A 23651-nucleotide genomic window follows, 5' to 3' on the forward strand; every position below is an offset into this window, starting at 1 on the left:
CTCAATGCTTCTGGATTTCTTCATATACTTATCTGATAACAAAATTATACGTTTTAAATTTGAAGAGCATTTGTGATTGAAATCACAATAAATGTGAATGTTTTCACATATTTTTATGCCAGCATATGTAAGGTTTTTTGGTGATAGAAAAATAGCCCGCTCCCCTTAATCTTCCTCTTGCATTAAGGACAACTGGCTATGTTATTTATCACCTTACCGGAGAACCAGTGAAATCTCGAGTATATCTTGAGGTCTGAGCTTCATATCAATTCCGCTGTCAAGCAGCGTTTTGTCGTTCACCTTCAGCTTCCAGTCTTCACTGGTGAGCGGAGTATATCCCATAACCGTGAGTACCGTCTTGTTGTCTTCCGCCAACCGAACAATTCCGCTACTTTTCAGCAGACCCCGGACAGACAGATCCTCGCTATAGGATAAAATATGCGAATGTGTCAGATCGGGCTGCTCGCTCCCGCCGTTCACTACAAGAATGATGGGCAGAAGCGGGGCATCTCCGGCTGCCGGCTTCGCAGTAATTACAATCGCCTGTTCACGCGAGACTGGACTATTCCAATCGGTTATGATTTTGCCGCCAAGCTGAATCTGCCAGATCATGTCCGGGGCAAGAAATATTTTATTGACTGCCAATATGCTAAATCCGTCTTCGGCAAAAGTAACAACACCGCTACTCTTCAGCAATTCTATAAGCGTTATTCCCGGCTTGTAGGCTTCGCTGAGCAGTCTCCCCGAGTTCCCTGCCAGCTCATTATCACCGGCCATCAGTGAAAAAGTAGGGCCTGCAGCCCCGGCTGCGGCATTGTTTCCGTTCGCATCTGAACCAAATGACGAGCATCCGCCTACCGTCGCAATGATAATTAATCCTAACCATAAAAGCCACAGAAATTTCGTGGACATTCCCGGCACCGCCCTCTTCCGCCCGATCATAACCTCAATCATTTTCTCAGGTCTTTAGTCATTATGTATACTATCTTTTAAGAATAACGCAAACTAGCTTTGTTCTCAAACGATAAATTCCGGGCGTTAATCAGGCAGCGGAGCGGTCAGAAGAAAAAAAGTCCCCGCAGGGACTTTGAGAACAGCGTGCTCAATTTTACTGATAACGCAGGAACAGGATATTATTCTCCAGATGCACATGCTCGAAGGTCATTCCCTCTAGCTCCTCCAGGCGGGCATAGGTCAGGCGGTAGGTTGTGCAGGCATGCTCTGGCGGAGTGAAGTCGTTCGTAACTCTGCGGAGCTCCCGCAAAATCTCACCGGCTCCGTCATGCTCTTCTTCCAGCGTATGCAGCAGCCCGCGCAGCTCGGCCAATCCTTCTTCGCTCGGATTCTCGGAGTACGCCAGCATCTTAGGAAACTCAGATTCCTCCTCCTTCGCTGTATGCTGCAGCAAATCTTCCCGCAGAAGGTTAAATAACCGGTAAACTTCGGCCAGATGCGGAGAATCCTCGCCATGGACGCGGAATACCTTGGTTACATTCTGACTGATCAGGGGCAGCTCTTCGCGCAAGTAGCGGTGATGCTTGCTCACAATATACTCAACCAGCTCAGCGGAAGATGCCTCATTCCAGGCAGTATCTACATCAAGCACAGGATGCTCTTTCAGCAGCTTATGCAGATCTGCAAGCAGTGTCTCCGGGTCAAGCCCTTTCTCAGCTGCCACTTCGGCCAGCGCCTTTGCGCCTCCGCAGCAGAAATCGATCCGCTGTCCCTTGAAATAATCTGCCGCCTTCGGGAATTGCAGTACAATATCTCTGACCATGTCCGCTCCGGTAAACTGGATAGGCGCTGCCGCAGAACTGTTTTCCGCATTGTCCTGTGTTCCTGTAATTGTATTATTGAATTGATTGGCCGTCATGATGGCCCCTCCCTTACGTAATTGGTTTCTGTTACCCTTCCACCTTAACGCCCAGAGAAGCCCAAGCTAGTGATTGAACGCACTGAATATATAAAATTTTATTGAACGTCAAATGTAATATTTGATAACTTTGAAAATTCCGAAAGCTCTTCGACTTTTTCATTATAAGCACAAAACGCTTTGCTTAGAATTTTTAGATTTTTAACAAACTTATCATAATATCCAATATCATTCATCAATCCCCTCATCCCTTCGGATAGATTTGTCAATCTTATATGTTCTGCCTGCATATCAGGATCGTGTTTTAATCGGTGAATATAATCAGAAATTTTCTCTCTTTCGTTTACAAGTCCCTCGTCTGTTATGGTAAGCCGTTTCTCGATATAGTCATTAATATGTTTCTCATACTTTTCAATATCTTTAATGGTCAGCTTTTCATACATGTCGACTATTTCCTGTGGATATTTTATCACTTCGACTTCATCTAAGAATTTAACTATGGAAATCCACGCTTCCTCTTTTTCCGGCGTATCTATAGGTTCATTTAAGAAAGAACTGTATTGCATGATCAACATCTTCCCAAAGTTCCCTGGAAAAATACGCTCAATCTGCTTTTTCATAAAACCCTCTCTGCTACGCTCATCCAGCTCAAGAGATTTATTCAGCACCGATAGTTGTTGTGTTAATTGCAGAAGTCCAATCTCATCAGAATCGAAACTGCTCAGGCTGGATCGAAGCACATTTTTGCTTTTTTCAAGTCTTTTGATCTCATTGTCAAGTCTTACTAGGTGTTGTTCTAAACAATCTTTCAACCTTTGAGGGTTCGATATCATGGTTTTGATATCCTTTAGAGGTACATCAAATTGTCTCAAAACAGATATTTGCACCAATACATCGGCATCACTTTGCGAATACTCCCGATAATTGTTTTCAGGATTAACATGAGGGCTTAGTAACCCTTCTTCCTCATAATAGTTTATTGCCTTTTTGGTAAGGCCCGTAATATCCATAATCGCACTTATTTTCATCAATAACACCTCCTTGTAATAAAATAAGCTAATACCCAAGGGAACAGTCAATAACTTATTTTCACAGCCATAGTTCAGATTGTCCGTACTTATTACTCTCAGCGATTTCAAGCCCAACTCAAAACAGCGCGCACCGATTGTGCCGGCACGCGCTGTTGTCATAGACATTCCCACTGGTTTATTTTATATTCTTACCATTCTTCTTATTATCAAGCTTCGCTATCGAACCGTAGCCTGCATATACGTCCGTTTGCCCTCAGCGTCCTTCAGATAAGGTCCCAGACCGGCAAAGCGGGAATGGTCTACATAGACTCCTGTCATCCATCGCCCCTCAGTCAGGCCGCCATTCCACTGCAGTACAAGATCGGGAGCTGCGATCCATTCCTGATACACCCTTATGTTCTTTTCTTTATATTCTTTGCTGGGTTTGCCAATCTCGGCCAGCCTTAGATTATTCATATAGGTCGGTACGAAATACGTGGAAATCGTATCGAGATCATCGCCATCCAGAAAGGCTTCTTCGCCCAAGTATGGCTGAAACAGCACCGTATTCTCATATAGCGACCATATTACAGCCTGCAGCACCATGCTCTGCCGGATGCCATTATGGAAGGTGAACCTGCGCTGCTGGCTGGAGCTGAGATTGTCCGGGACTGCCGATGGTTCCAGGCAATGCCGTTCACAGCCGATGCATTTCCAGCCGGTCGGGCTCTGGATCCATTTCTGAAACACGCTCCCGCTATCGTTATCTCCCTTGTATAAGGAGGATATGATTTCGTAGGGCACTCCAATCCACGCATCCCATAACGAGCCGGGAAGATGTCCGTGCAGCATAAACAACGTCTTGTCGTAAATGAGCTGAACTTTAATTGAGGCAGTCTCCAGCTCGGCAACATCGTCTTTTCCATATGTTATTTCCCGGGAAAACAAGGTGGTTTTCATCTTCCTCGCCTCCTAAAAGTTTTGTTAGCGTTACTTCTATCGAGTCCACTACGACAAAACTACTTCGAAAGCATACACTCAGTTTTGTTAGCGTTACTTCTATCGAGTCCACTACGACAAAACTTACTTCGAAAGCATACACTTAGTTTTGTTAGCGTTACTTCTATCGAGTCCACTACGACAAAACTTACTTCGAAAGCATACACTTAGTTTTGTTAGCGTTACTTCTATCGAGTCCACTACGACAAAACTTACTTCGAAAGCACATTCATATATTTGGTCATGCCCGCACACGTCCGGCAACAGTTTTTTCTATTATATTATATCCTGCGGTTGATTGTGCAAGTTTTATTTGAATAAATTTGAATAAATTTGAAAAAGCCCCTTTTCCATGAAGCGGAAAAGAGGCGATCAATAGGACGCTGAAGCGCGGGCTACTCGACCCAGCTCTCTGCCCAGGACTGAATTTGCTGCATAACCGGCTCAAGTGCGCGGCCCTTAGTGGTTAATTCGTACTCGATGCGCACCGGAGTTTCCGGATACACATGCCTTACCAGAATACCCTCACATTCCAAATCCTTCATTCGTTCGGACAGCATCTTATCGCTCATTGATGGAATCAGGCCGGAAATATCCTTAAAACGCTTCGGTCCACTCATCAATGTCTGGATAATCAGCCCATTCCAACGTTTGCCTAAGAAAGAGAAGGCCGTTTCGAATCTTGGGCACATCGTCAGCTGATGTTCTTCCATTGTTCTCACCTCTCACTTATGAAACTTACAATTAGTTAGTATATATAATTTTACCACATTTATAGCGTAATGAACATCGTTTACCAAAAAAAAGTTCACTAGCCTACCTTATTATATCCCTGATGTCAATCCACGGTGCCTTGCGGCGGCTTTCGCTGTGCAATCGCCTCGGTTACCACGTAAGCCAGATCATCGTTGCTATAGAGAGACAATACTCCTAGAACCGTATCATCGGAGATAAAGCCTGCTTCCTCCTCGGGTACAGTCAGCGCCAGTGCCCTGCTGAGCGCGGCATTGCCCTCCTGCTGCGGGTAAGCCTGCAGATACAGCGCATGCGGGTCTAATTTGTTGTTCACACACCATTGGGCAAACACGAGAATCATCATTTCTTCATCCCGTTTGTAGCTTTCGATAATCTGCTCTTCCATTGATTTGCTGTACTCGTCCATAGTGTGCTCCTTTCTGCTCTTCTGTCATTCGGCAAGCTTCGCTGCCAGCACATGGCTGGGCAGAACGGCGGAAGCTGCGATGCCGCATTGCTCCGGGGTATGAATATTGTTCAAAAAATGACTGACCACGCCGCTGAAGCCTCTCCGCTCCAGAATCGTATCCCAGCTTCCGAAGCTTTGGTTGCGTGGCAGGGAACCCTTCTCGAATAACGTAACCTTCTCCATGTCCACCACTTCTACGGATCTGCCGTTTCCGTGCAGCTCCAGCTTCTCAAGGTCAGCTCCGGCATCCCTGACCATACTGTACATTCCGCTCTCCCCGCTGGTCCAGGACAGCATTCCGGAGGATTGAAGCAGCCTGCCTTCCCGATCGGACTTAAGACTGCTGTGAAGCAGCTCATAATCCCCGCCGCAGAGCCAGAGCAGCAGGTCCAGCATATGAATCAGATCATCATGCACAGTTTCACGGCTGCTGCCGGATTGCAGCTTCGTGCGGTGTTTGACCGCCTGACAATGGCTGATACCGCCGGCTTTGGTTAGCCAGGCCTTGGCTGCCATATACATCGGGGCATACCGGCGGTTGAAGCCTACAGCCAGAAGCAGTCCTTTGTCTTCGGCCAGCTCCGCCATCCGCCGGGATTGTTCCAGCTCATAAGACAGCGGCTTATCTACATACACCGATAATCCGTGCTCCAGACACTGGGTCACAATTTCATAATGAGTTGGCGTGGGACTATGCACGAAGACCGCGTCAAGATCCCAGGACAGCAGCTCATTTAGATCGGTGGTGCCTTTGGGCAAGCGGTACATACCGACCGCTCCCTGAACCGTAACCGGAGAATGGCTTAGCACTCCAACTACCTCGGCCTGGTCATGACGGGAGAGCAGCGGCAAATAGACTTTACGGGCAATATCCCCGATGCCGACCATCGCCACTCTTTTACGTGCAGTGTTATTCATCGTAGCATCTCCCTCTTCTGTCATTCTTAGATGTATTATACAGTGACAAGCTCATTCGACAAATGATCTTTGCTTCATTAATTACTTTTTTTTCAGTATGATGAGATGAATGAACGGAAGAAAGGGAATAGTAGAATGAGAAAATGGCTGATGGCTTTGCTGTATGTTGCGGGTGTAATCCTTGCGTTTATCTATAGAAATGAAATCCTGGGCTGGCTGCGGGAGGATCACAATCTCCTCCTGTCGATCGGCGCGGCCACATTGCTGGCCTTTTTTCCTGTCATACCCTATAAGGCTGTCATCGCTTTATACGGATATGCCTACGGAAGTGTAGCCGGCGCAGCCATCTGCTGGTTAGCGACCACTATAGCTGCCGCGGTAGTGTACGGCATCGTAAAATATATATTTCAAGACAGGGCGGGTACATACTTAGCCTCTATACCACTGCTTGAGAAATTCTCGTCTGCCGTACAGCGGCGCCCCTTTGCTTCCATTGTGCTTGCCCGCCTGACTCCGGTAATTCCGCAAATGGCGGTGAACATCTACGCCGGTGTATCCGGACTGCACTTCTGGAGTTATCTCGCCGCTACCGGCCTAGGCAAAATCCCCGGCATATCGCTGTACGCCTTTCTTGGAGGACAGCTGTTCCTTCATCCGAAAAGCGCTGTTATAGCTATTCTGGTCTATGTCGCCGTAATCGCACTGGCCGTATGGTCCCTCCGGCCCCGCCGTTTCTTGGAATAAAGAGTCAACTGAGCACACATGTAGCAGTGAGAGTCCCGGCAGCCAGGAGGATGTTGTTTACAAGCATTCCGCCACACGAATGGCATCCGCTGGCAGAGTGATCTAATTTGCTTTATAATTAAATTGAATTGTGATCTATTTAATTGCATTCTATGAATGGAGGGATATTTATGAGTGATGTTCAGTCTAACCATATAGGCACCAAAACAGAAAAAGCGACTTTTGCGGGAGGCTGTTTCTGGTGCATGGTATCTCCTTTTGAGGAGCTGCCGGGTATTGTCGAGGTCCTCTCCGGTTATACAGGCGGGCATACGGTCAATCCGACCTATGAAGAAGTGTGCTCAGAAACGACCGGGCATGTTGAAGCGGTACAGATTACCTTTAACCCGGATATTTTCCCATACAGCAAGCTGCTGGAGCTGTTCTGGCAACAGATAGACCCTACCGATGCCGGAGGACAATTCTATGACCGCGGAACTTCCTACGGCACGGCGATATTCACCCATTCGGAGGAGCAGCGCCAGCAGGCAGAAGCTTCCAAGGCTGCGCTACAGGCCAGCGGACGTTTCTCGGGGCCAATTGTAACTCCAATCCTGCCGGCCAAACCGTTTTTCCCTGCCGAAGAGTACCACCAGGGTTATCATCATAAGAATCCCGGACACTACAAGCGTTACCGCAAGGGCTCCGGCCGGGATGCTTTTATCGAGAATCACTGGACACATCAGGAGGATAAGAACAGTCTGAAGGAACGTTTGACGCCGCTGCAATACGAAGTGACGCAGAACAACGCTACGGAATCGCCTTTCCGCAACGAATTCTGGGATCATCATGGAGACGGTATATACGTAGATATCGTATCCGGTGAGCCGCTTTTCAGTTCCCATGATAAATTCGATTCCGATTGCGGGTGGCCCAGCTTTACCCGGCCAATCCGCGACTATTCGGTCAAGGAGAAAACCGATCTCAGCCACTTGATGATCCGCACGGAAGTGCGCAGCAAAACTGCCGATTCCCACCTTGGTCATGTGTTCAACGACGGTCCCGGTGAAAATGGCCTGCGGTACTGCATCAATTCGGCTGCCCTGCGTTTTGTGCCGAAAGAAGATCTGGAGAAGGAAGGCTATGGAGAGTACCGTGTGCTCTTCCAGCATGCCTGATTCATAACGAACAGGAATTCTAAACATCTAACCCATACAAAAAAAAGAAACTCTGATTACAGAGTTTCTTTTTTTGTATTTGCTTATGCAGGGTCAAGCTTCGTAATAAGTGGTGCAAAATTAATCACTGAGAATTTATTAGCACTGGTTGGATCACCACTGCCTACAGCAACCTTTTGTGTTGTTGAGAGGCTGCTGGTCCAAGGCGTGTAATTCGCCCCGGCTGTGTCCGTACGCAGCTGGGTTTGGGAGAAGCTGGCCTGGCTGTACGAGCTGGCGCCTTGATCCTCCACACCGTGTATCATTTTCACTTTGTTATACGTCCCCAGCGCCTTCGACGCATTGCCGACATCCTTGTGGTCGGTCCAAGGGAGCGCCGCACCATTCAGATACAAGGTGGCTTGACGCGTGGAATGATCATAAGTGAGCTTAAGGTCAACCGTCTGGCCTTTGGCAAGACTCGATACAACTTGGGAATCATAGTACGTGCTGGTTCCTCCGTAGGAGGCTCCAAGAAACACTTTGAACCCGAGGTAAGAGTAGGAAATCCCCGCTTCAATGGAGGCATCTCCGATGCCCAAGTACCAGTCGACGTAGCCGTTTACCGGATTAATGGTTGTCGGCAGAATAAGCTTTGTTGTTACCCCTGTGTAGCTGGCTGCATTGGTAATTGTTCTAACTGCTCCGTGTCTGTTCATTGTTATCCATCTCCCTATACATATTAGTTAGTAGAAGCTGGCGCGCCATCTTTGCTTCTCATCTATTAGGGAAATTTCAAAAGAGAATTACAACCAAGCTGCGAAAAAACTTATCATCCCATACAGGGTGCTCATTCTTTATCCTTTATTCTCCGGTTCACCGCCATCTTCCTCGGGGGCAGTTCTATTCTCCGGCGCAGGCTCTGTGCTGCTGCGGTTCAGATTCTCCCTGTTCTGCTCCCGGTTGATCTGACCGATTCGCTCCATATGCGTCTTCTCACGCTCCTTGGATTTTCTCCGGTACCAGAGGACAATCGCTGTAACCACTCCGCCTATAAGGAGCACCGGAAGGGCCGCTGCAAGAAAAACAACCAGCCACTGGAACATAATGGACAAAGCGTTCAGGCTGCTCTTGAGTGCATCCGATGCCCGGTCTAACAGCGGACCCTGCTCTTTCTTCTGCGTAACGGCAAAACTTTCGTCCGTCTGATAGAGGCGGAGCTCCACGGTGGAGAAGGAGACATTTTGATCAATATAACGCATTCTGCCTTTAATCTGTTCGATTTCCTCCTGAATCGCTCCAAGCTGGTTAGCGAAAGCGACCAGGTCGGCCGATTTGGTTGCTTTTTTCATAAACTCGATATACTGGTTCTCCATCAGCTGCTTAGCCTTAAGACGTGATTCCAGATCAACATATTCTTCTGAAACGTCCTGCCCGGTGATGCTTTGCTGAATTTTTTCATTCTTGATCTTCTCCAGATTATCCAGAAAAGAGGCGAATCCGGAAGCCGGCACCTTCAGAATAAAGGTCCCGCCCTTCTCGTATTCAGACATATTCTCCGAGAATTCAATAATATAGCCGCCGGCCAAAGTAATCATGTTCCGTACATCACTTTGCGCTGAGGCATAGTCCTTTACCTCCATATTGAGGTTGGCCCGGTAGATCAGCTTCTTGTTCAGTCCGGCTGCAACATCGCTCCCGGTAAATCCGGAAGGTTGTTCAGCACCCTGTTCTGTACCTAGATTCTTGGCTGTCCCCGTCTTGTTCGCATCGGTTTTCTGATCCTGTCCGCCTGCTGTTACTGTAGCAGACTCCGCCGAAGATTCCTTCGATTGAACCGAAGCAGCCGCAGGTACTGAATCTGCCGCCCCTCCCTCAGAGAAGGTGTTCGCACTGAGTTGATCAGCAGCCGAGTTGCTGTCGTCGCCTGAACCACAGCCTGCCAGCACAACTGCTAGAACCAATAAAGATAAAAAGTAATGCAGACCCCATTTTCGCATTCTCATTCCTCCAAAAGTGTAGTGGAATTTCAGCTTCTTCTATATAAAACACTCCGGCGAAAGGCCCTTTGATCTCTGAGTCTCTTCCGCGTTATTTATTTTGACGTTCCAAAAGCTGGAAGGTTGCAGGAGATTGGAGAATTCCGAACCTTTTTTGATGTTTATTCCCAAATTTAACACCGTTTACATCGCAAACAGGATCATTCGAATGCTGAATGATCCTGTTTGCGAAAGGAGGCTTTATTTGCTACAATAATCGTGTCTGAAAAGACAGTGAAACACCAAATACCCTCTATTCACAAGGAATAAGGGTATGGTTCTGTTCGGACAAGCTCCACCTTGCTGAACAGGACAAATCACAACGTTCTAATCATGTTGCCAATCCACTATAAGGGGAGGTGAACCCTCATGGCAAAAGACGTATTGTGCGCAGTGAACTCTTGCACCTATTGGGCTGAAGAGAACAAATGCAACGCTGAGTCCATTTTTGTTGCTTATCACAGCTCCAAAGAGCCTACACAGTCTGAAGAAACAGACTGCAAAACTTTCGAAAGTAAATAAGGTTAAACGTAGAAGGGACCCTCCACGGTTCCTTCTTTTCTGTTTCCCATTCTATCAAGAATGAGAATTATTATCAAGTGTTTATGTTAAAAAAGATCGCTGGACTTCCTCGGGATATTCAGCCCCCTACGGATCACTGGGAAAATGTGCGCCCGGTATAACGGACGTATCAGCGGCTGACCGCTCCGCTCTTCTCTCTGACAATCACGGCAGCCTGCACCATGTTGCGCAGCGCCGCTCCGGTTTCTTCCCAGCCCCGTGTCTTCAGGCCGCAGTCCGGATTAATCCAGAACTGTCCGGCATCAAGCACACGCAGCGCCCGCTCAATAGCCTGTGTCATTTCCTCTACCTTCGGTACACGCGGACTATGAATATCATACACACCAAGACCGATTCCCTTGTCATACTCCTGTTCTTCAAAGCTGACGATCAGCTCCCCATGGCTGCGCGAGGTCTCGATGGAGATTACATCGGCATCCATCGCCGAGATCGGTCCGATCATGTCATTGAACTCACTGTAGCACATATGCGTATGGATCTGCGTGGTCGCCTTCACAGAGTTGGTAGCGATACGGAAAGATCTTACCGCCCAGCTCAAATAATGCTCATGATCTTCAGCCTTTAACGGCAGGCCTTCACGGATCGCCGGTTCATCCACCTGAATCATCTCGATTCCCGCTTCCTCAAGCGCCTGAACCTCATAACGTAAGGTAAGGGCGATCTGGTTAGCCACCTCTTCACGGCTGAGATCATCACGGACAAACGACCAGTTCAGAATGGTCACCGGACCGGTCAGCATCCCTTTTACCGGAAGACTGGTGAGCGACTGGGCGTACAGACTTTCCTTCACGGTCATAGGGCCGGTAAACGCAACATCGGCATAAATGACCGGCGGCTTCACACAACGTGAACCGTAGGATTGGACCCAGCCCCCTTTGGTAAAGAGGTACCCTGCCAGCTTCTCGCCGAAGAATTCAACCATATCCGTCCGCTCAAATTCACCGTGCACGAGCACATCCAGCCCGAGCTCCTCTTGAAAAGTAATCGCATCTGCAATTTGCTGGCGGATAAATCCGTCATAACGCTCCTGGTTCCAGACGCCCTTACGCCATTTGAGCCGGGCCTGGCGCACTTCAGGCGTCTGCGGGAAGCTGCCGATCGTCGTTGTCGGCAGCAGCGGCAGCTGCCACTTCTGCTGCTGCACCTTTACGCGTTCCGCGAAGGGCAAGCTGCGGCTGTCCGGCAGCTTATCCAGGCTGCGCACCTGCTCAGCCACATCCTGGCGCCCGCGTTCCGGCAGGGCGCGGAACACTTTCAGCGCCTCGCGGCTCTCGGCGAGCGCTGCGGCATAGACCTGCCCATCCTCGCCCGCCGCTGCTGCAATCAGGCTCAGCTCCGCCAGCTTCTCGTCGGCGAAGGCCAACGCTTGCCGTACCGCAGGCTTTAACTTGTCCTCGCCTTGAACAGTTACAGGCACATGCAGCAGACTGGAGGATGGCTGGAGGATCAGCCGTTCGTCCGGCACATGGGACTTCAGTGCGCGGACCAGCTCAAGCTTGGCATCCAGATCGGAGCGCCAAATATTGCGCCCGTCGATAATGCCCGCTCCCAGCCATTTGTCCTCTGGCCAGCCCAGACGCCGGATCGAGGCCAGATTGGCCCCGCCGTCATGGACGAAGTCCAATCCGATGCCCTGCACAGGCAACTTCAGCAGCACTTCCAGCGGCTCTGCGGCTTCAAAGTAAGTCTGCAGCAAGACATGAAGTCCGGGCACTGCTGCAGCAATCTCTCTGTAGATCGTTCCCAGCAGTTCAACTTCTTCCGCGGTTAAGCCGGTGACAATTGCCGGTTCATCGATCTGTACCCAAGCCACGCCTTCCTGCTGCAGCTCCTGCAGCAGCTGCACATACACCGGCAGGAAACGGGCAGCAACCTCTGCAATTTGATCAGCAGCGAACCCCTTGGAGAGCTTCAGGAAGGTATAGAGTCCGACTATAACCGGCTTGCCCTCAATACCCGCCTGCTCTTTGGCGAAACGGTAGGCAGCAAGCGGTTTGTTCTCAATCAGGCGGGGAGTCTGCCCGCCGATTTCCGGCACGATATAATGGTAATTCGTATTGAACCATTTGGTCATCTCGCAGGCAGGGGCGGCCGAATTGCCGCGCGCCATGGCGAAGTACAGATCGAGCGGAATGCCACCGCCATCGTAGGCATAACGCGGAGGAACAATGCCAAACATAGCAGCGGTATCCAGCACATGGTCATAAAAGGTGAAATCATTGACAGGAATCAGTGCGATCCCGGCCTGCTGCTGTGTCTTGAGGTGCTGAAGCTGAATCCCGGCCATTTCCGCACGGAAGGTTTCTTCATTGATTTTGCCGCTCCAGTAAGCCTCCAGCGTCTTTTTCCACTCCCGGTTCTTTCCGATTCTCGGATAACCGAGGCTGCTCGTCTTGATGTTGTTTGTCATATACAGTCACTCCCTTGTTTATAATAAATGCCTTAAGCTTTAGTTAATGATCTCAGTCGGTATCAATAATAAAGAGCGTCTTCCCCTAACCAGGCCGCAGGGAAAGACGCCCATGGGCTGCCAATGGGTAACGTCTTAACACCTCCCTATCTTCCGTAGGTACTGCAGTGCTGTTGAGACGGGCAGGTCTCCTGGCTAGCGGCGTCGGCATCCATCAGCAAGTCTTCCCGGCGAAGTAGAGATGGCCAGTGACATGGGCTGCTATGAACTCTTCCGTTACAGTGGCGGGACCGCATCGGCTTGTCACCGAATTTCCCTATTAAGCCTCCGGGCCTTTCTGATGCTCTGGCTGGCGCCTGTCTCCGATATTTGCAAATTGTATTCATCCCGTAATCTGATGTCATCATACTGAATCCGATGCCTTATCCGCAACAGATTTACGGGTATTCCCGTTATACACATTCCCTATAGCTGGCGCCGTGCAGGCTCATTTTGCGGGGATTCTGCCGCACATTCCCTCACAGCCTCTCTTCAAGAAGCAGCTTCAGCAGAACGTTTGGTATACAGCAAAAAGAACCGCTGCACCGTCCTTGGCAAGGAGGTACACCCGGTTCCTTTTCGATAAATGATAGCAGTTAACGGACTGTTTCAGCCTGTCTTTTAGAACCAGACGAGGTAGACTACCCCGGCAAGAACGAGACGGTAAATCGCAAACGGCATGAGCTTGATCCGGTTGATCAGCTTCAGGAAAAACTTCATAGAGAGCAGCGCGAACAGGAAGGCACTAATAAACCCGGCAATAAAAAACGGCAGGGCATCTATCGTAAAATACTGCCAGTTCTTGACCAGTGAAATCAGACTCGCACCCGCCATAATCGGCACTGCCATAATAAAGGTGAAATCGGCAGCCGCACGGTGGCTCATACCCAGCAGCACACCACCTGAGATGGTCGATCCGGAGCGTGAAAAGCCGGGCCAGAGCGACAAGCATTGGATCAAACCTACCGATAGCGCCTGTCTATATGTAATTTGGTCAACACTCTCTGTCTTGATATTTTTGGGGGCGAACCGGTCGGAAAAAATCATGAATATTGCACCAATGACCAGACCGATCAGCACCGTTGATGTTGAAAATAAATGCTCATCGATGTAATCCTCGAACAGAAAACCGAGGATTCCTGCAGGGATAAGTCCTACAATGACCTGCGCCAGCTTCAGCCGGCCTTCCGTCTCCACCGGAGGTTGTCCTTCCGGCACCGCCGTCAGCTCCTTTCGGCTAAACCGCTTGAGACCCAGCAGGTCGATGAACCGGTTGCGGAAAATGATGACTACCGCCAGGATCGAACCCAGCTGGATGACTACTTTGAACGTGTTCGCCGCATATTTTCCGAGAAATTCCTGGGATTTCAGCCACATATCATCCACGATCACCATATGGCCAGTCGAGGATACCGGAGCAAATTCAGTTAATCCTTCTACAATGCCCAGAATGATGGCTTTCATAATAGTCAGCAGCTCCATATTGATCCCCTCCTTTTTGTTGACCTCACCCTATGCGAGGCTTTAAATAGTTCTGCGAAACCTGTGAATTTAATTAATCTGTGGTATCTACCGGTTTTCTAGCGGACTGGCGTTTGCGGAAATAGAGCACACCACCCACAACAACTCCCGCAGCAATCAATACGTAGACGACACTCGAGTAAGCTTCCATGTACACGCCAATATCCTCCCAGGATTCTCCCAGCGCAGCACCCAGCAGAATAAGCAGCACATTCCAGCCGAGCGTCCCGATCGTCGTAAACAGCATGAATAATCCGAATTTCATCCCCGACATTCCGGCAGGAATGGAGATCAGACTCCGCACCAGCGGAATCATCCGGCAGAATAATACCGTCCAGTAGCCGTATTTGTCGAACCAGGCATCCGCTTTGCGGATATCCTTTCCGCTGATCCGGAGCAGTCCGCCCCAGCGGTCCACAATCCGCTCCAGTCTGTTCACGTCCAGCATCCGGCCGATCCAGTACAGCACAAGCGCTCCCAGCAGCGAGCCGGCCGTTGAGGCGATCAGCACGCCGGGGACGGTCATCCCGGAAGTGGTTGTCATGAAACCGCCGAACGGAAGGATTACCTCCGAGGGGATAGGCGGAAAAATATTTTCCAGGGCCAGCATCAGAAAAATGCCCAGATAGCCGAACTGTTCCATAAAATCGGTAATCCATGTTTTCATTTCGTGCTCCTCCGCGTTCAGATGAGATTTTTTTTGAGATTGCGCAAATAACGGCTGCGGATAAGGAAGAAGTATAACCCCTGCGCAGCCAGGTAGCCGATAAGCACCGCGCCCGTTTCGGCAGCGATGGACAGATAGAACAGCCGCTGCAGCGCAATAAAGGCGAACAAGCTGTGCAGGATGGCTAACCCCACTGGAACAAAGAACATCAGGGACAATTGCAGGGTCACAGTCCGGTCCAGTTCCTGGTCGGTCAGGCCCATTTTGGACAAGGTGGAATACTGCAGCCGGTCATGGTCAAGATCCATGTACAACCGGAAGTACAAAAAGCTGCCTGCGGCGATAAAAAAAGCTGTGCCGACCAAAAGCGAAGCGAACAGCATCGTACTGTATAACGTCCGCTGAATTTCGAACAGCGTGCCGCTGACCACAACGGCATAAGGGGATTTGCTCTCGTAGGACACTTTGCCTTTGTCCGCAAGTCCCGAAGCAATGCCAACCGTCTGTTGGAATGGCTCCACATAGAACCCGGTATACAAATCGCTTTGCACGGGATTAATACCGGAGAACAAGCTGTCACTGACGACAACTCCGCTGAAATCACCGCCATCCCTCCCGTCCAGCTCCGGCAGCAGATATTCAGCAATCGGCACATGCTCCGTATACCCGATCTCCTGAATATCTACTCCCTGCTTCAGCTTATAGAGGGCATGAACCCGATCAGAGGTCAGGCTGCGGTCACGCTGGGAACCGATCATGACCAGACCTTCGTTCCCCTGGAGCGGCTGCTCACGGGAGGTGAATCCGGCTTGCTGGAGCGCCTGTTTGTAATCACTGTAAGCCATCAGCGGCAAACGCTCTGTTCGGTCGGGACCGGTCTGAGACTCTACTTCCGCATATTTGATTTGGATCTCCAGCGAGCGATAGGGAAGATTCAACCGCTCCAGTTCCGCTTTTATCCCGCTTAAATCCTCTTCTGCAGCGGACCCGGCCTCATTGCCCTTGGCCACATAACCGACCGCTGCCGGATAGTCCAGCTTCAGCTCTTTGGAGAGTGTATGAATAGAAGCAAATACCCCGACAGAGGTGAAGGATACCGCCGAAACAATCGTCACCATAAAAAACATCCGCCCGTTGTCTTTCCAGCGGTAGGTTAAGCCCGAGAGCGTAATAATGTTTGTCTTATGCCAATAAAACCGCCGGACTTTCCTCATGATCCTAACCACAAATAGACTAAGCTGTGTATAGAACAAGTAAGTACCGGCGACTGTAATGGCCACCACCGGAAACATCACTCTCTCCACCGAAGCTGCGGTCGTGGTAGCGGCCAGAACATAGCCTCCAAGCAGCAGCAGCGCCGAAGCGAACGCCAGTAAGGCCGACACCCGCGGCTCCTTGTCTCCTTTGCGACCGCGCTGAAACAAACCTCTCGCCGACTCGTTCCCGATAAAGGCAAAGGTACTTAACGAGATTATCATGAACAGCAGAGCAAAGCTGCAAATCGTCAGTACCGGTGCATGCCAGGAAAGATAAAATTCCAGCGGGCCAATGCCCAGGAACCCCGCTCCAATCATCAGGAACAACTTGCCCAGCAGCAGACCGAGCAAAGTGCCGGTGAGGATGGCGGAGCTGCCGATCATCATATTCTCCAAAAAGACCATCAGGTTCAGCTGCCGCTTCGTCATGCCGTGCATCAGCAGGATGCCGAATTCCAGCTTGCGGGACTGCAGAAAAGACCCTACGGACACCAGCACGAACAGTGAACAAAATACAAAGATGATTCCCTCAGCCACCATCATGGTGTCAGCCGCCGTATCCAGGATCATATCGCCCGAAATCACCGGATGAAATATAAACAGTGCACAGAGAAAAAAGATCATTACGGAAAATGCGCTGCTGACAAAATAAGCGGCGTATTTACGCTTATTCCGCGTTACATTTCTATAAGCGAACTGCCGAAAGGTCATGGCTTGCTCCTCCCAGCAGCGACAGCATGTCGATGATATTCTGGAAGAAAGCCGGCCTGCTGCTGCCCCGGTACATCTCGCTGTAGAAACGTCCGTCCTTGATAAAGATGACCCGGTGGCAAAAGCTCGCTGCCACTGCGTCATGGGTGACCATCAGCACCGTGGACCCTTCCGCTTCATTGACTTCAGCCAGCAGGCTCATCACTTCGGCCGCTGTTTTGGAGTCCAGGCTGCCCGTAGGCTCATCGGCCAGAATCAGCGCCGGCCGGTGAATCATTGCCCGGGCAATCGCCACCCGCTGCATCTGCCCGCCGGAGATTTCATATGTCCGTTTATGAAGAAGCGGACCGATGGCCAGCCGCTCAGCCACCTCTTGCAGCCTGCGTTCCATTTCCGGAAGCGGAACCCCGGTGAGCGTCAGCGGCAGCACGATATTTTCTTCTACGGTAAGCGTATCAAGCAGATTGAAATGCTGAAAGACGAAACCCAGCTCCTTCCGCCGGAAGAGCGCTTTGTCCTTGCGCCCAAGCGCATTCGGATTTCCGCCGTTAATCATTACCTCGCCTGAGGTAGGCTCGTCGATCGTGGCGATCACGTTGAGCAGTGTTGTTTTCCCACTGCCTGAAGGTCCCATAATACCTACAAACTCACCCTTCTCCACGGCAAAACGAATATGGTTCAGCGCATGAATCGATACCTTGCCCTCATATATTTTGGATAAATTATGGACGTCTAATATGGGCAAGTGCTTCCGCTCCTTCGTTCACCTGATCGTTTTGGATTGACTTCATTATATAAACTGTAAACTACAGCTGCTATTTCTGAAACTTACAGTCACCTTACATTATTGTAAGCAGAATAGAGTTGACAGAATTCCGGCACGCTGCAGCCGATTCCTCTGTATCTATCAAACCACGGGCGTATGATGCTATAATAGTTGAATATTTAATTTCATGAGTCGGTATATAGCCGGGAGAGGAATTGTGATATGCGATGAAGGATACTCTTGCTAATGAACTGATAACCAGCTGGTTGTCATTGACCCATATACAAATGAATGTAGCAAATGAGTTAGAAACCAAACTTCAGGAGAACTACCAATTGTCTCTAAAAGAATTCTATCTGCTGCTGTTTCTCTCCGAAGCCCCGGAGAAGAAGCTGAAGCTGCAGCAATTGGAGTCGATGGTCGGGTTAAGCCAGAGCGCCGTCTCCAGACTGGTCAGCCGTTTTGAAGCCAAAGGCTGCAACGCGCTCCAAAGAAAGACCTGTGATGATGACCGCAGAAGCATTTATACCTCGCTTACTGCCATAGGGCAAGACAAGCTGGACCGGGCCCGGGTGACCGTTAACGAGGTTCTGGCCCAGTCGTTCCCTGACACCAGGGTGCAGGAGCTGCTGGAGCAGTTGCTGCGTCTGAAACAGCAATGATGGCGTAAGCCTGGCTTCCTGAACGACCCGCTGCCTCATCCCAGAGGCGGCGGTTTTTTTAGGTGAAAAGAACCCATTCCGCCCGCGGCGCATACAATGTACAAAAAGGAACTGTGAGGTGATCTCATGCTCTTTTCGCTTATGCAGCTGATCGGCGGTGTCATTCTTTCCCTCGGCTGGCTACCTCAAATCATCCAAATTCTAAAGACAAAATCGGTTGCGGACTTAAACCTGAAGTCCTACTTATTGATGCTGCTGGGAATTGGTTTAATGGAGGCTTATGCTGTCAACTTGGTGTTGACGGGCGTGGGACTTGCTTTTTTCATCACAAACACCATGTCTTTAACAGTAGTATCGGCTGTCGTTATTCTGATCCTGCGGTTTCAGCCCCGGCTCAGAAAATAATCCGCACTGTCGTACCCTTGCCCACCTCAGAGGAAATTTCCACCTCATGCCCCAGCTTGCTGCAGATCTGCTTCACCAAATAGAGGCCCATCCCCGTGGATTCCTGAAAGCTGCGGCCGTTCACACCGGTAAAATAAGCATCGAAGACGCGCGGTAAATCCCCCGGCGGGATGCCGACTCCTTCGTCGCGGACTTCCAGCACCGCCCTGCCCTTCTCCTGAAGATAGCCGCGAAAATGAACTACACGCCCCTCCTCTACCGTATAGCGTAAGGCATTGGTTATTAGCTGTGTCAGCACAAACGTCAGCCATTTCTCGTCAGAGGTGATGGTTATACCGCTGTCCATCGCTATCGCCGGAAACACCCGTTTGCGGATGAACAGCCGTTTTTGTTCTGAGGTCACACCGCGCACGATGTCCGCCAGCTCCAGCTGCTCTACATAGAAATCATGCTCGAACGTATCCAGTCTTGCGGTATAGAGCACCGTATCCAGCCCTTTTTTCAGCCGGTCCAGCTCATCGCCAATGGCCGTGAACGGGGGACCGTCTTTATCCTGAATAATCAAGTGGATCACCGAGAGCGGAGTCTTCATAGCGTGCACCCACTGGTTGATGAAATGAATATGCTCCTCCAGCTTGTGGCGGTAGCTGTGCAAATCATTCTGGTAGAGCCGGAACTGCTGTGCCAGCAGCTTGCGCAGGCTTTCTGCGAGCGGAGAACCTTGTGCGGGCCCTCCCGATTCATCCAGCGATGAAGGCAGGCTCTCCAGCCGTTCATAGAATGACCGGTTGGAGAAATAACGGTACGCCAGATAGGCCAGCAGCAAAAAGGTGCTGAGCAGCCCGGCGTACAGACTGACATTCACACCGCTTCCTCCGTCCAGCCGGTACACCAGGGTAATGATCATAAGCTGGGCAAGGTAGATCACGATTAACGGCGTCTGTTCCCGCAAAAATAGCTTCACGTCACTTCCCCCCAGTTGTCGCTTAACCGGTACCCTTGCCCGCGTACGGTCTGCAGCCCGTCCTGAATACCCATCGCCGCCAGCTTTTTGCGCACACGGGTGACATAGACATTCAGCGTATTATCATCAACAAACGCCTGGTCATCCCAGATTTTCTCCAGCAGCCGGTCGCGGGTGACGATGGTGCCTGTTTTTTTCATCAGCTCGTCGAGAATTTTCGCTTCCGTATGGCTGAGGTCGACTTTGGCATTGCCGCGCGACAGCACCAGACGTTCCACATCCAGCGTCAGTCCTGACACCGCCAGACTGCGCTCGTTCACTCCCACAGCATAGGAGCCGTAAGCGCGGCGCAGATGGCTTTTGATTTTGGCCATGGCTATTTCATAATCAAACGGCTTCGTAATGTAATCATCCGCTCCGTTCTCCAGCGCCATCACCTGATCCATTTTGCCGTCGCGGGCGGAGATGAAGAGAATCGGACAGGTCGAGATTCCGCGGATCTGGCGGCACCAGTAATAACCGTCAAATTTAGGCAGATTAACATCCAGCAGTACGAGATGCGGCACATACTGCTCAAACTCGGTCCGTACCGCTTCAAAATCGTTCACCGCCTGTGTTTCATAGCCGAACCTATGTAAATATTCCTGGAGCAGCGCCACCAGCCCCCGGTCATCCTCAATGATAAATATTTTGAACATATCAGGCCTCCGGTTTACGCCCTAGTGAAGCTAAGGGGTTTGCCCAATAATATATACAGTCACTGCAGGCTAGTCAAATATAGGTTATAATTTTCAGTCAAAGGAGCTGATGAGAGGCATGATAGATTATGGTCAGGATCTTTTCAAAGGATCGGCAGGTTATTACGCGAAGTATCGTCCGCTCTATCCTTCCGGGCTGGTAAGATTCCTTGTGAACCGCTTTGGGCTGGACGGGGAAGGCGAACTGCTGGATTTGGGCTGCGGGACCGGGCAGCTTGCCTTGCGTTTTGCCGATTGGGTCCAGCGCGTGACCGGACTCGACTACGAACAGGAAATGATCAATGAGGCAGCGCGGATCAGCAAGGAAATGAGAGCGCTTAATACGGAATGGGTTGCGGGAAAAGCGGAAGAATATTTGGCTCTGTCCACATTTCCCGTATACCGTCTGGTCACTATAGCCAAGGCTTTTCACTGGATGGACAGGGACCTGGTGCTCGAACTGCTCTACAACCGGGTTGCTCCGGGAGGCGGAGTCGCTATTGTGGATCAATACAAGCCTGATCAAGCGCCCCTGCCTTGGCAGAACGAAGTGGACCGGATCGTGCGCAAATGGTATGGCGAGGAGCGGAAGGCTGGCAATACGACCTATTCTCATCCGCTCAAAAGTCACACGGATATCGTAGCCGGCTCCAGCTTCCGCCTTGAAACTCACCGGCTGCCAATGTATGAATATCAGTGGACTATAGAAGCCATACTGGGGAATCTGTATTCCACTTCCTTTGGCTCGAAGCGGTTTCTCGGCGACCGGGCACCTCTATTCGAGAGCGAGCTGGAAGAGAGGTTATTGCTTCTGGACCCCAAAGGAGTCTTTACTGAAGGAATACATACTAATATTATTCTGGCCGTAAAATAACACAAACAGCCGCCTTCCCGGGTAATCCGGTGAAGACGGCTGTTTCTCCAATCACGCTGTACCCGCGAAGTGGAAAAGCGGCAATTCTAATTCTTGTCTCTGGCGATCCTATCTGCCATCCAGCAGATTGCCAAGGCCCCCAAGGATGCTTCCTTCTTCCTTGCGGCCGGTGTTGCCGGCTGCCGACAGAATGCGGTCCGCCATCCGGCTAAACGGCAGCGACTGTACCCATACCTTGCCCGGCCCGCGCAGGGTAGCAAAGAACAATCCTTCCCCACCAAACAGCGCGGTCTTAACACCTTTGACAAATTCGATATCATAATCCACAGACGAAGTCATGGCCACAAGACAGCCGGTGTCGATCTTGATTGTCTCTCCAGGCTGCAGCGTCCGTTCCAGCACATAACCCCCGGAATGGACGAAGGAGAGGCCGTCGCCCTCCAGCTTTTGCATAATAAATCCCTCACCGCCGAAGAAGCCTGCGCCCAGCTTGCGCTGGAATTCAATGCCCACCGACACGCCTTTGGCAGCACAGAGAAAGGAGTCCTTCTGGCAGATGATTTTGCCGTGGTATTGCTGGAGATCAAGCGGGATGATTTTGCCCGGATACGGGGCGGCAAAGGTGACACTCTTCCGGCCATAGCCCCCGCTGTGCGTGAAGATCGTCATAAACAGGCTTTCTCCGGTCAGCAGGCGTTTGCCTGCACCCATCAGCTTGCCTACCAGACCATTTGTCCGTCCAGAGCCTGATCCGTCGCCAAAGATCGTCTCCATCGTAATCTCCGGGTCCATCATCATGAAGCTTCCCGCTTCTGCGATCACACTCTCCCCCGGATCAAGCTGCACCTCCACACACTGAATTTCCTCGCCCATAATGACATAATCAATTTCGTGAGCACTCATCCTTGTTATCCCCCCCAAAGTTTTTGTAATCCTATGTTTTTGAATGAGATATATACGCGCTCCCTCCAGCAGCGGTTTCAGCATTTTGTTAAATATTGCAGGGTATGGACAGCAGACGGTCGCGCGTCTCCATATAAGCATGGTCCCAGCCCATTTTTGCGTAAAACCTCATGGCATCCTGCCCTTTAAAATAGTGGGCACCTGACACAAACAAGAGGCCAGCCGGGTAAGTTCCCGTTGGCCTCTCATAATGATCCCCGTGACATGGGGCTAACTTTGCCCTATTCATATTACCGTACCATCCTGCGGCTTCACCCGTGCAGGCTGGATCTTCGGCGCCTTGCTCAGCTTCGGTCTGCCCAAGGATGTGGTAAAGGTGATCACATAGCCGGCTACAACCACGGCCATCACCGTATACAAGGTTTCCTTGAGAGGCATATAGAAGAGTGACAACGCCAAAACAATTACATCCATCAGGATGAATACCGTACCCACTTTAATTCCTTTCCATTCACTGATCAGCAGGGACAAAATATCGTCTCCGCCGCTCGCCCCGCCGCCGCGCAGGACCATTCCCGCTCCTAGACCTGTCAGTACACCGGACAACAACGCCGCAAGCGGCAAGTTATCCTGCAAGTCAATGACCCATCCGGAATAGCGTTCCATCAAACCATAGAATACCGTGAAGGCTCCTACGGAGATGAAGGTGTTCACCACGAACGATTTTCCTTTGAATATCATTGCGATTATGAGTACTGGAATGTCTAAGATTAGCGTAGATAGTGAAGGTGAAATTCCTAATACGTATTTGCCGAGCAGTGCCAGGCCTACAAACCCGCCCTCGGTCAAATGATTCTGATAATTGATGTGATAATAAGTAAATGCAAGTAACAATGTTCCGGATAAAATAATAATGAGTCGTAGCGGCAACCTCATGCCACTGTCTTGTTTCTTCATACAGGTCTCCCCTTATCGTAAATGGCGGCTTAGACGTCCCGCCAGCCTCTACGAGGGGTAAAACCAGAAGAGTTCTTCCTTCGCATACAATACTCCCTTCCCACGCAGAGGCGGCTTCGTCAATTAACAACGGTTCGCGCACATTCTACAGGGAAGCTAAGTATAAGACAGATCATAACGTTTCCAAATCGTCCTTTGGGGAATCGTCCTTCGGGGACACATGGTATCCTGATCCTTTCTTTAGTTTGATATGTTCTGTTTAGATTATACCACG

The 23651-nt window shown here is 50.3% G+C and carries 25 protein-coding genes and 1 riboswitch; of the genes, 6 read left to right on the plus strand and 19 right to left on the minus strand.

The window, feature by feature from the left end:
• Positions 1 to 213 precede the first annotated feature (213 nt).
• The 7 genes from NSS79_RS23765 to NSS79_RS23795 all read right to left on the minus strand — a co-directional run bounded on the left by NSS79_RS23765 (position 214) and on the right by NSS79_RS23795 (position 6004).
• Complete coding sequence (locus NSS79_RS23765; RefSeq protein WP_342436384.1) at positions 214 to 912, minus strand: hypothetical protein; 699 nt, start codon at positions 910 to 912, stop codon at positions 214 to 216.
• A 196-nt stretch (positions 913 to 1108) separates the two neighbouring features.
• Positions 1109 to 1777 carry an iron-sulfur cluster repair di-iron protein gene (gene ric, locus NSS79_RS23770; RefSeq protein WP_341119146.1) on the minus strand — a complete coding sequence of 223 codons (669 nt, stop codon included), beginning with the start codon at positions 1775 to 1777 and terminating at the stop codon, positions 1109 to 1111.
• 194 nt (positions 1778 to 1971) lie between these two features.
• Positions 1972 to 3063 (minus strand): MerR family transcriptional regulator, encoded by a 1092-nt coding sequence (locus NSS79_RS23775; RefSeq protein ID WP_341118944.1) that lies wholly within the window; start codon positions 3061 to 3063, stop codon positions 1972 to 1974.
• A 57-nt stretch (positions 3064 to 3120) separates the two neighbouring features.
• Complete coding sequence (locus NSS79_RS23780) at positions 3121 to 3843, minus strand: hypothetical protein (protein WP_341118945.1); 723 nt, start codon at positions 3841 to 3843, stop codon at positions 3121 to 3123.
• Between the two features lie 434 nt (positions 3844 to 4277).
• Positions 4278 to 4595 carry a helix-turn-helix domain-containing protein gene (locus tag NSS79_RS23785; RefSeq protein WP_038594991.1) on the minus strand — a complete coding sequence of 106 codons (318 nt, stop codon included), beginning with the start codon at positions 4593 to 4595 and terminating at the stop codon, positions 4278 to 4280.
• 125 nt (positions 4596 to 4720) lie between these two features.
• Positions 4721 to 5044, minus strand: a complete 324-nt coding sequence (locus NSS79_RS23790; RefSeq protein WP_341118946.1) for a hypothetical protein — start codon at positions 5042 to 5044, stop codon at positions 4721 to 4723.
• A gap of 24 nt (positions 5045 to 5068) precedes the next feature.
• Entirely contained in the window at positions 5069 to 6004 is a 936-nt protein-coding gene (locus NSS79_RS23795; RefSeq protein WP_341118947.1) for a Gfo/Idh/MocA family oxidoreductase, read from the minus strand.
• A 135-nt stretch (positions 6005 to 6139) separates the two neighbouring features.
• On the opposite strand from NSS79_RS23795, the gene NSS79_RS23800 reads away from it, so the two are divergent.
• Both NSS79_RS23800 and msrB read left to right on the plus strand, forming a co-directional pair.
• Entirely contained in the window at positions 6140 to 6748 is a 609-nt protein-coding gene (locus NSS79_RS23800; RefSeq protein ID WP_341118948.1) for a VTT domain-containing protein, read from the plus strand.
• A 170-nt stretch (positions 6749 to 6918) separates the two neighbouring features.
• Positions 6919 to 7905 carry a peptide-methionine (R)-S-oxide reductase MsrB gene (gene msrB, locus NSS79_RS23805; protein ID WP_341118949.1) on the plus strand — a complete coding sequence of 329 codons (987 nt, stop codon included), beginning with the start codon at positions 6919 to 6921 and terminating at the stop codon, positions 7903 to 7905.
• Positions 7906 to 7988: 83 nt separating this feature from the next.
• Here the strand turns inward: msrB and NSS79_RS23810 are convergent, their stop codons facing one another.
• Positions 7989 to 8603, minus strand: a complete 615-nt coding sequence (locus NSS79_RS23810; protein WP_052092225.1) for a hypothetical protein — start codon at positions 8601 to 8603, stop codon at positions 7989 to 7991.
• A gap of 138 nt (positions 8604 to 8741) precedes the next feature.
• Positions 8742 to 9884 (minus strand): DUF4349 domain-containing protein, encoded by a 1143-nt coding sequence (locus NSS79_RS23815; RefSeq protein WP_341118950.1) that lies wholly within the window; start codon positions 9882 to 9884, stop codon positions 8742 to 8744.
• A 408-nt stretch (positions 9885 to 10292) separates the two neighbouring features.
• Here NSS79_RS23815 and NSS79_RS23820 point away from each other — a divergent pair, with 408 nt between their 5' ends.
• Positions 10293 to 10445, plus strand: a complete 153-nt coding sequence (locus NSS79_RS23820; RefSeq protein WP_076108838.1) for a DUF1540 domain-containing protein — start codon at positions 10293 to 10295, stop codon at positions 10443 to 10445.
• Positions 10446 to 10614: 169 nt separating this feature from the next.
• Here NSS79_RS23820 and metE read toward each other — a convergent pair whose 3' ends face one another.
• From metE to NSS79_RS23845, 5 genes are all read right to left on the minus strand, one after another.
• Positions 10615 to 12915, minus strand: a complete 2301-nt coding sequence (gene metE / locus NSS79_RS23825; protein ID WP_342436385.1) for a 5-methyltetrahydropteroyltriglutamate--homocysteine S-methyltransferase — start codon at positions 12913 to 12915, stop codon at positions 10615 to 10617.
• A 163-nt stretch (positions 12916 to 13078) separates the two neighbouring features.
• Positions 13079 to 13290, minus strand: a riboswitch (cobalamin riboswitch).
• A gap of 285 nt (positions 13291 to 13575) precedes the next feature.
• Positions 13576 to 14436, minus strand: coding sequence for an undecaprenyl-diphosphate phosphatase (locus NSS79_RS23830; protein WP_342436386.1), 861 nt, complete (start codon positions 14434 to 14436; stop codon positions 13576 to 13578).
• 73 nt (positions 14437 to 14509) lie between these two features.
• Positions 14510 to 15142, minus strand: a complete 633-nt coding sequence (locus NSS79_RS23835; protein ID WP_342436387.1) for a DedA family protein — start codon at positions 15140 to 15142, stop codon at positions 14510 to 14512.
• Between the two features lie 17 nt (positions 15143 to 15159).
• Complete coding sequence (locus tag NSS79_RS23840; protein ID WP_342436388.1) at positions 15160 to 17109, minus strand: FtsX-like permease family protein; 1950 nt, start codon at positions 17107 to 17109, stop codon at positions 15160 to 15162.
• Positions 17084 to 17854, minus strand: coding sequence for an ABC transporter ATP-binding protein (locus tag NSS79_RS23845; RefSeq protein ID WP_342436389.1), 771 nt, complete (start codon positions 17852 to 17854; stop codon positions 17084 to 17086). Before NSS79_RS23845 ends, NSS79_RS23840 begins: the two co-directional genes overlap by 26 nt.
• A gap of 248 nt (positions 17855 to 18102) precedes the next feature.
• Between NSS79_RS23845 and NSS79_RS23850 the strand changes: the two genes are divergently transcribed.
• Both NSS79_RS23850 and NSS79_RS23855 read left to right on the plus strand, forming a co-directional pair.
• Entirely contained in the window at positions 18103 to 18537 is a 435-nt protein-coding gene (locus tag NSS79_RS23850; protein WP_038595010.1) for a MarR family transcriptional regulator, read from the plus strand.
• A gap of 126 nt (positions 18538 to 18663) precedes the next feature.
• Complete coding sequence (locus NSS79_RS23855) at positions 18664 to 18942, plus strand: PQ-loop domain-containing transporter (protein WP_342436390.1); 279 nt, start codon at positions 18664 to 18666, stop codon at positions 18940 to 18942.
• On the opposite strand, the gene NSS79_RS23860 is transcribed toward NSS79_RS23855, so the two are convergent.
• Positions 18932 to 19906, minus strand: coding sequence for a sensor histidine kinase (locus NSS79_RS23860; RefSeq protein ID WP_342436391.1), 975 nt, complete (start codon positions 19904 to 19906; stop codon positions 18932 to 18934). The two genes, NSS79_RS23855 and NSS79_RS23860, sit on opposite strands and share 11 nt — an antisense overlap.
• The gene (locus tag NSS79_RS23865) at positions 19903 to 20604 is read right to left on the minus strand and encodes a response regulator transcription factor (protein WP_342436392.1); all 702 of its coding nucleotides are present in this window, start codon (positions 20602 to 20604) and stop codon (positions 19903 to 19905) included. The genes NSS79_RS23860 and NSS79_RS23865 overlap by 4 nt, the downstream gene beginning before the upstream one ends.
• Before the next feature lie 118 nt (positions 20605 to 20722).
• Between NSS79_RS23865 and NSS79_RS23870 the strand changes: the two genes are divergently transcribed.
• The gene (locus tag NSS79_RS23870) at positions 20723 to 21517 is read left to right on the plus strand and encodes a class I SAM-dependent methyltransferase (RefSeq protein ID WP_342436393.1); all 795 of its coding nucleotides are present in this window, start codon (positions 20723 to 20725) and stop codon (positions 21515 to 21517) included.
• A 108-nt stretch (positions 21518 to 21625) separates the two neighbouring features.
• Here the strand turns inward: NSS79_RS23870 and NSS79_RS23875 are convergent, their stop codons facing one another.
• From NSS79_RS23875 to NSS79_RS23885, 3 genes are all read right to left on the minus strand, one after another.
• On the minus strand, positions 21626 to 22420 hold the full coding sequence (locus tag NSS79_RS23875; RefSeq protein ID WP_342436394.1) for a TIGR00266 family protein: 795 nt from the start codon (positions 22418 to 22420) through the stop codon (positions 21626 to 21628).
• 88 nt (positions 22421 to 22508) lie between these two features.
• A complete protein-coding gene (locus NSS79_RS23880) occupies positions 22509 to 22709 on the minus strand; it encodes a hypothetical protein (protein WP_342436395.1) in 201 nt (66 codons plus the stop codon).
• Entirely contained in the window at positions 22706 to 23377 is a 672-nt protein-coding gene (locus tag NSS79_RS23885; RefSeq protein ID WP_342436396.1) for a YitT family protein, read from the minus strand. The genes NSS79_RS23880 and NSS79_RS23885 overlap by 4 nt, the downstream gene beginning before the upstream one ends.
• Between the last annotated feature and the right edge of the window lie 274 nt (positions 23378 to 23651).

Origin of the sequence: Paenibacillus sp. FSL L8-0436 (genome assembly GCF_038593025.1) — a bacterium.
Lineage (GTDB): Bacteria > Bacillota > Bacilli > Paenibacillales > Paenibacillaceae > Paenibacillus_AQ.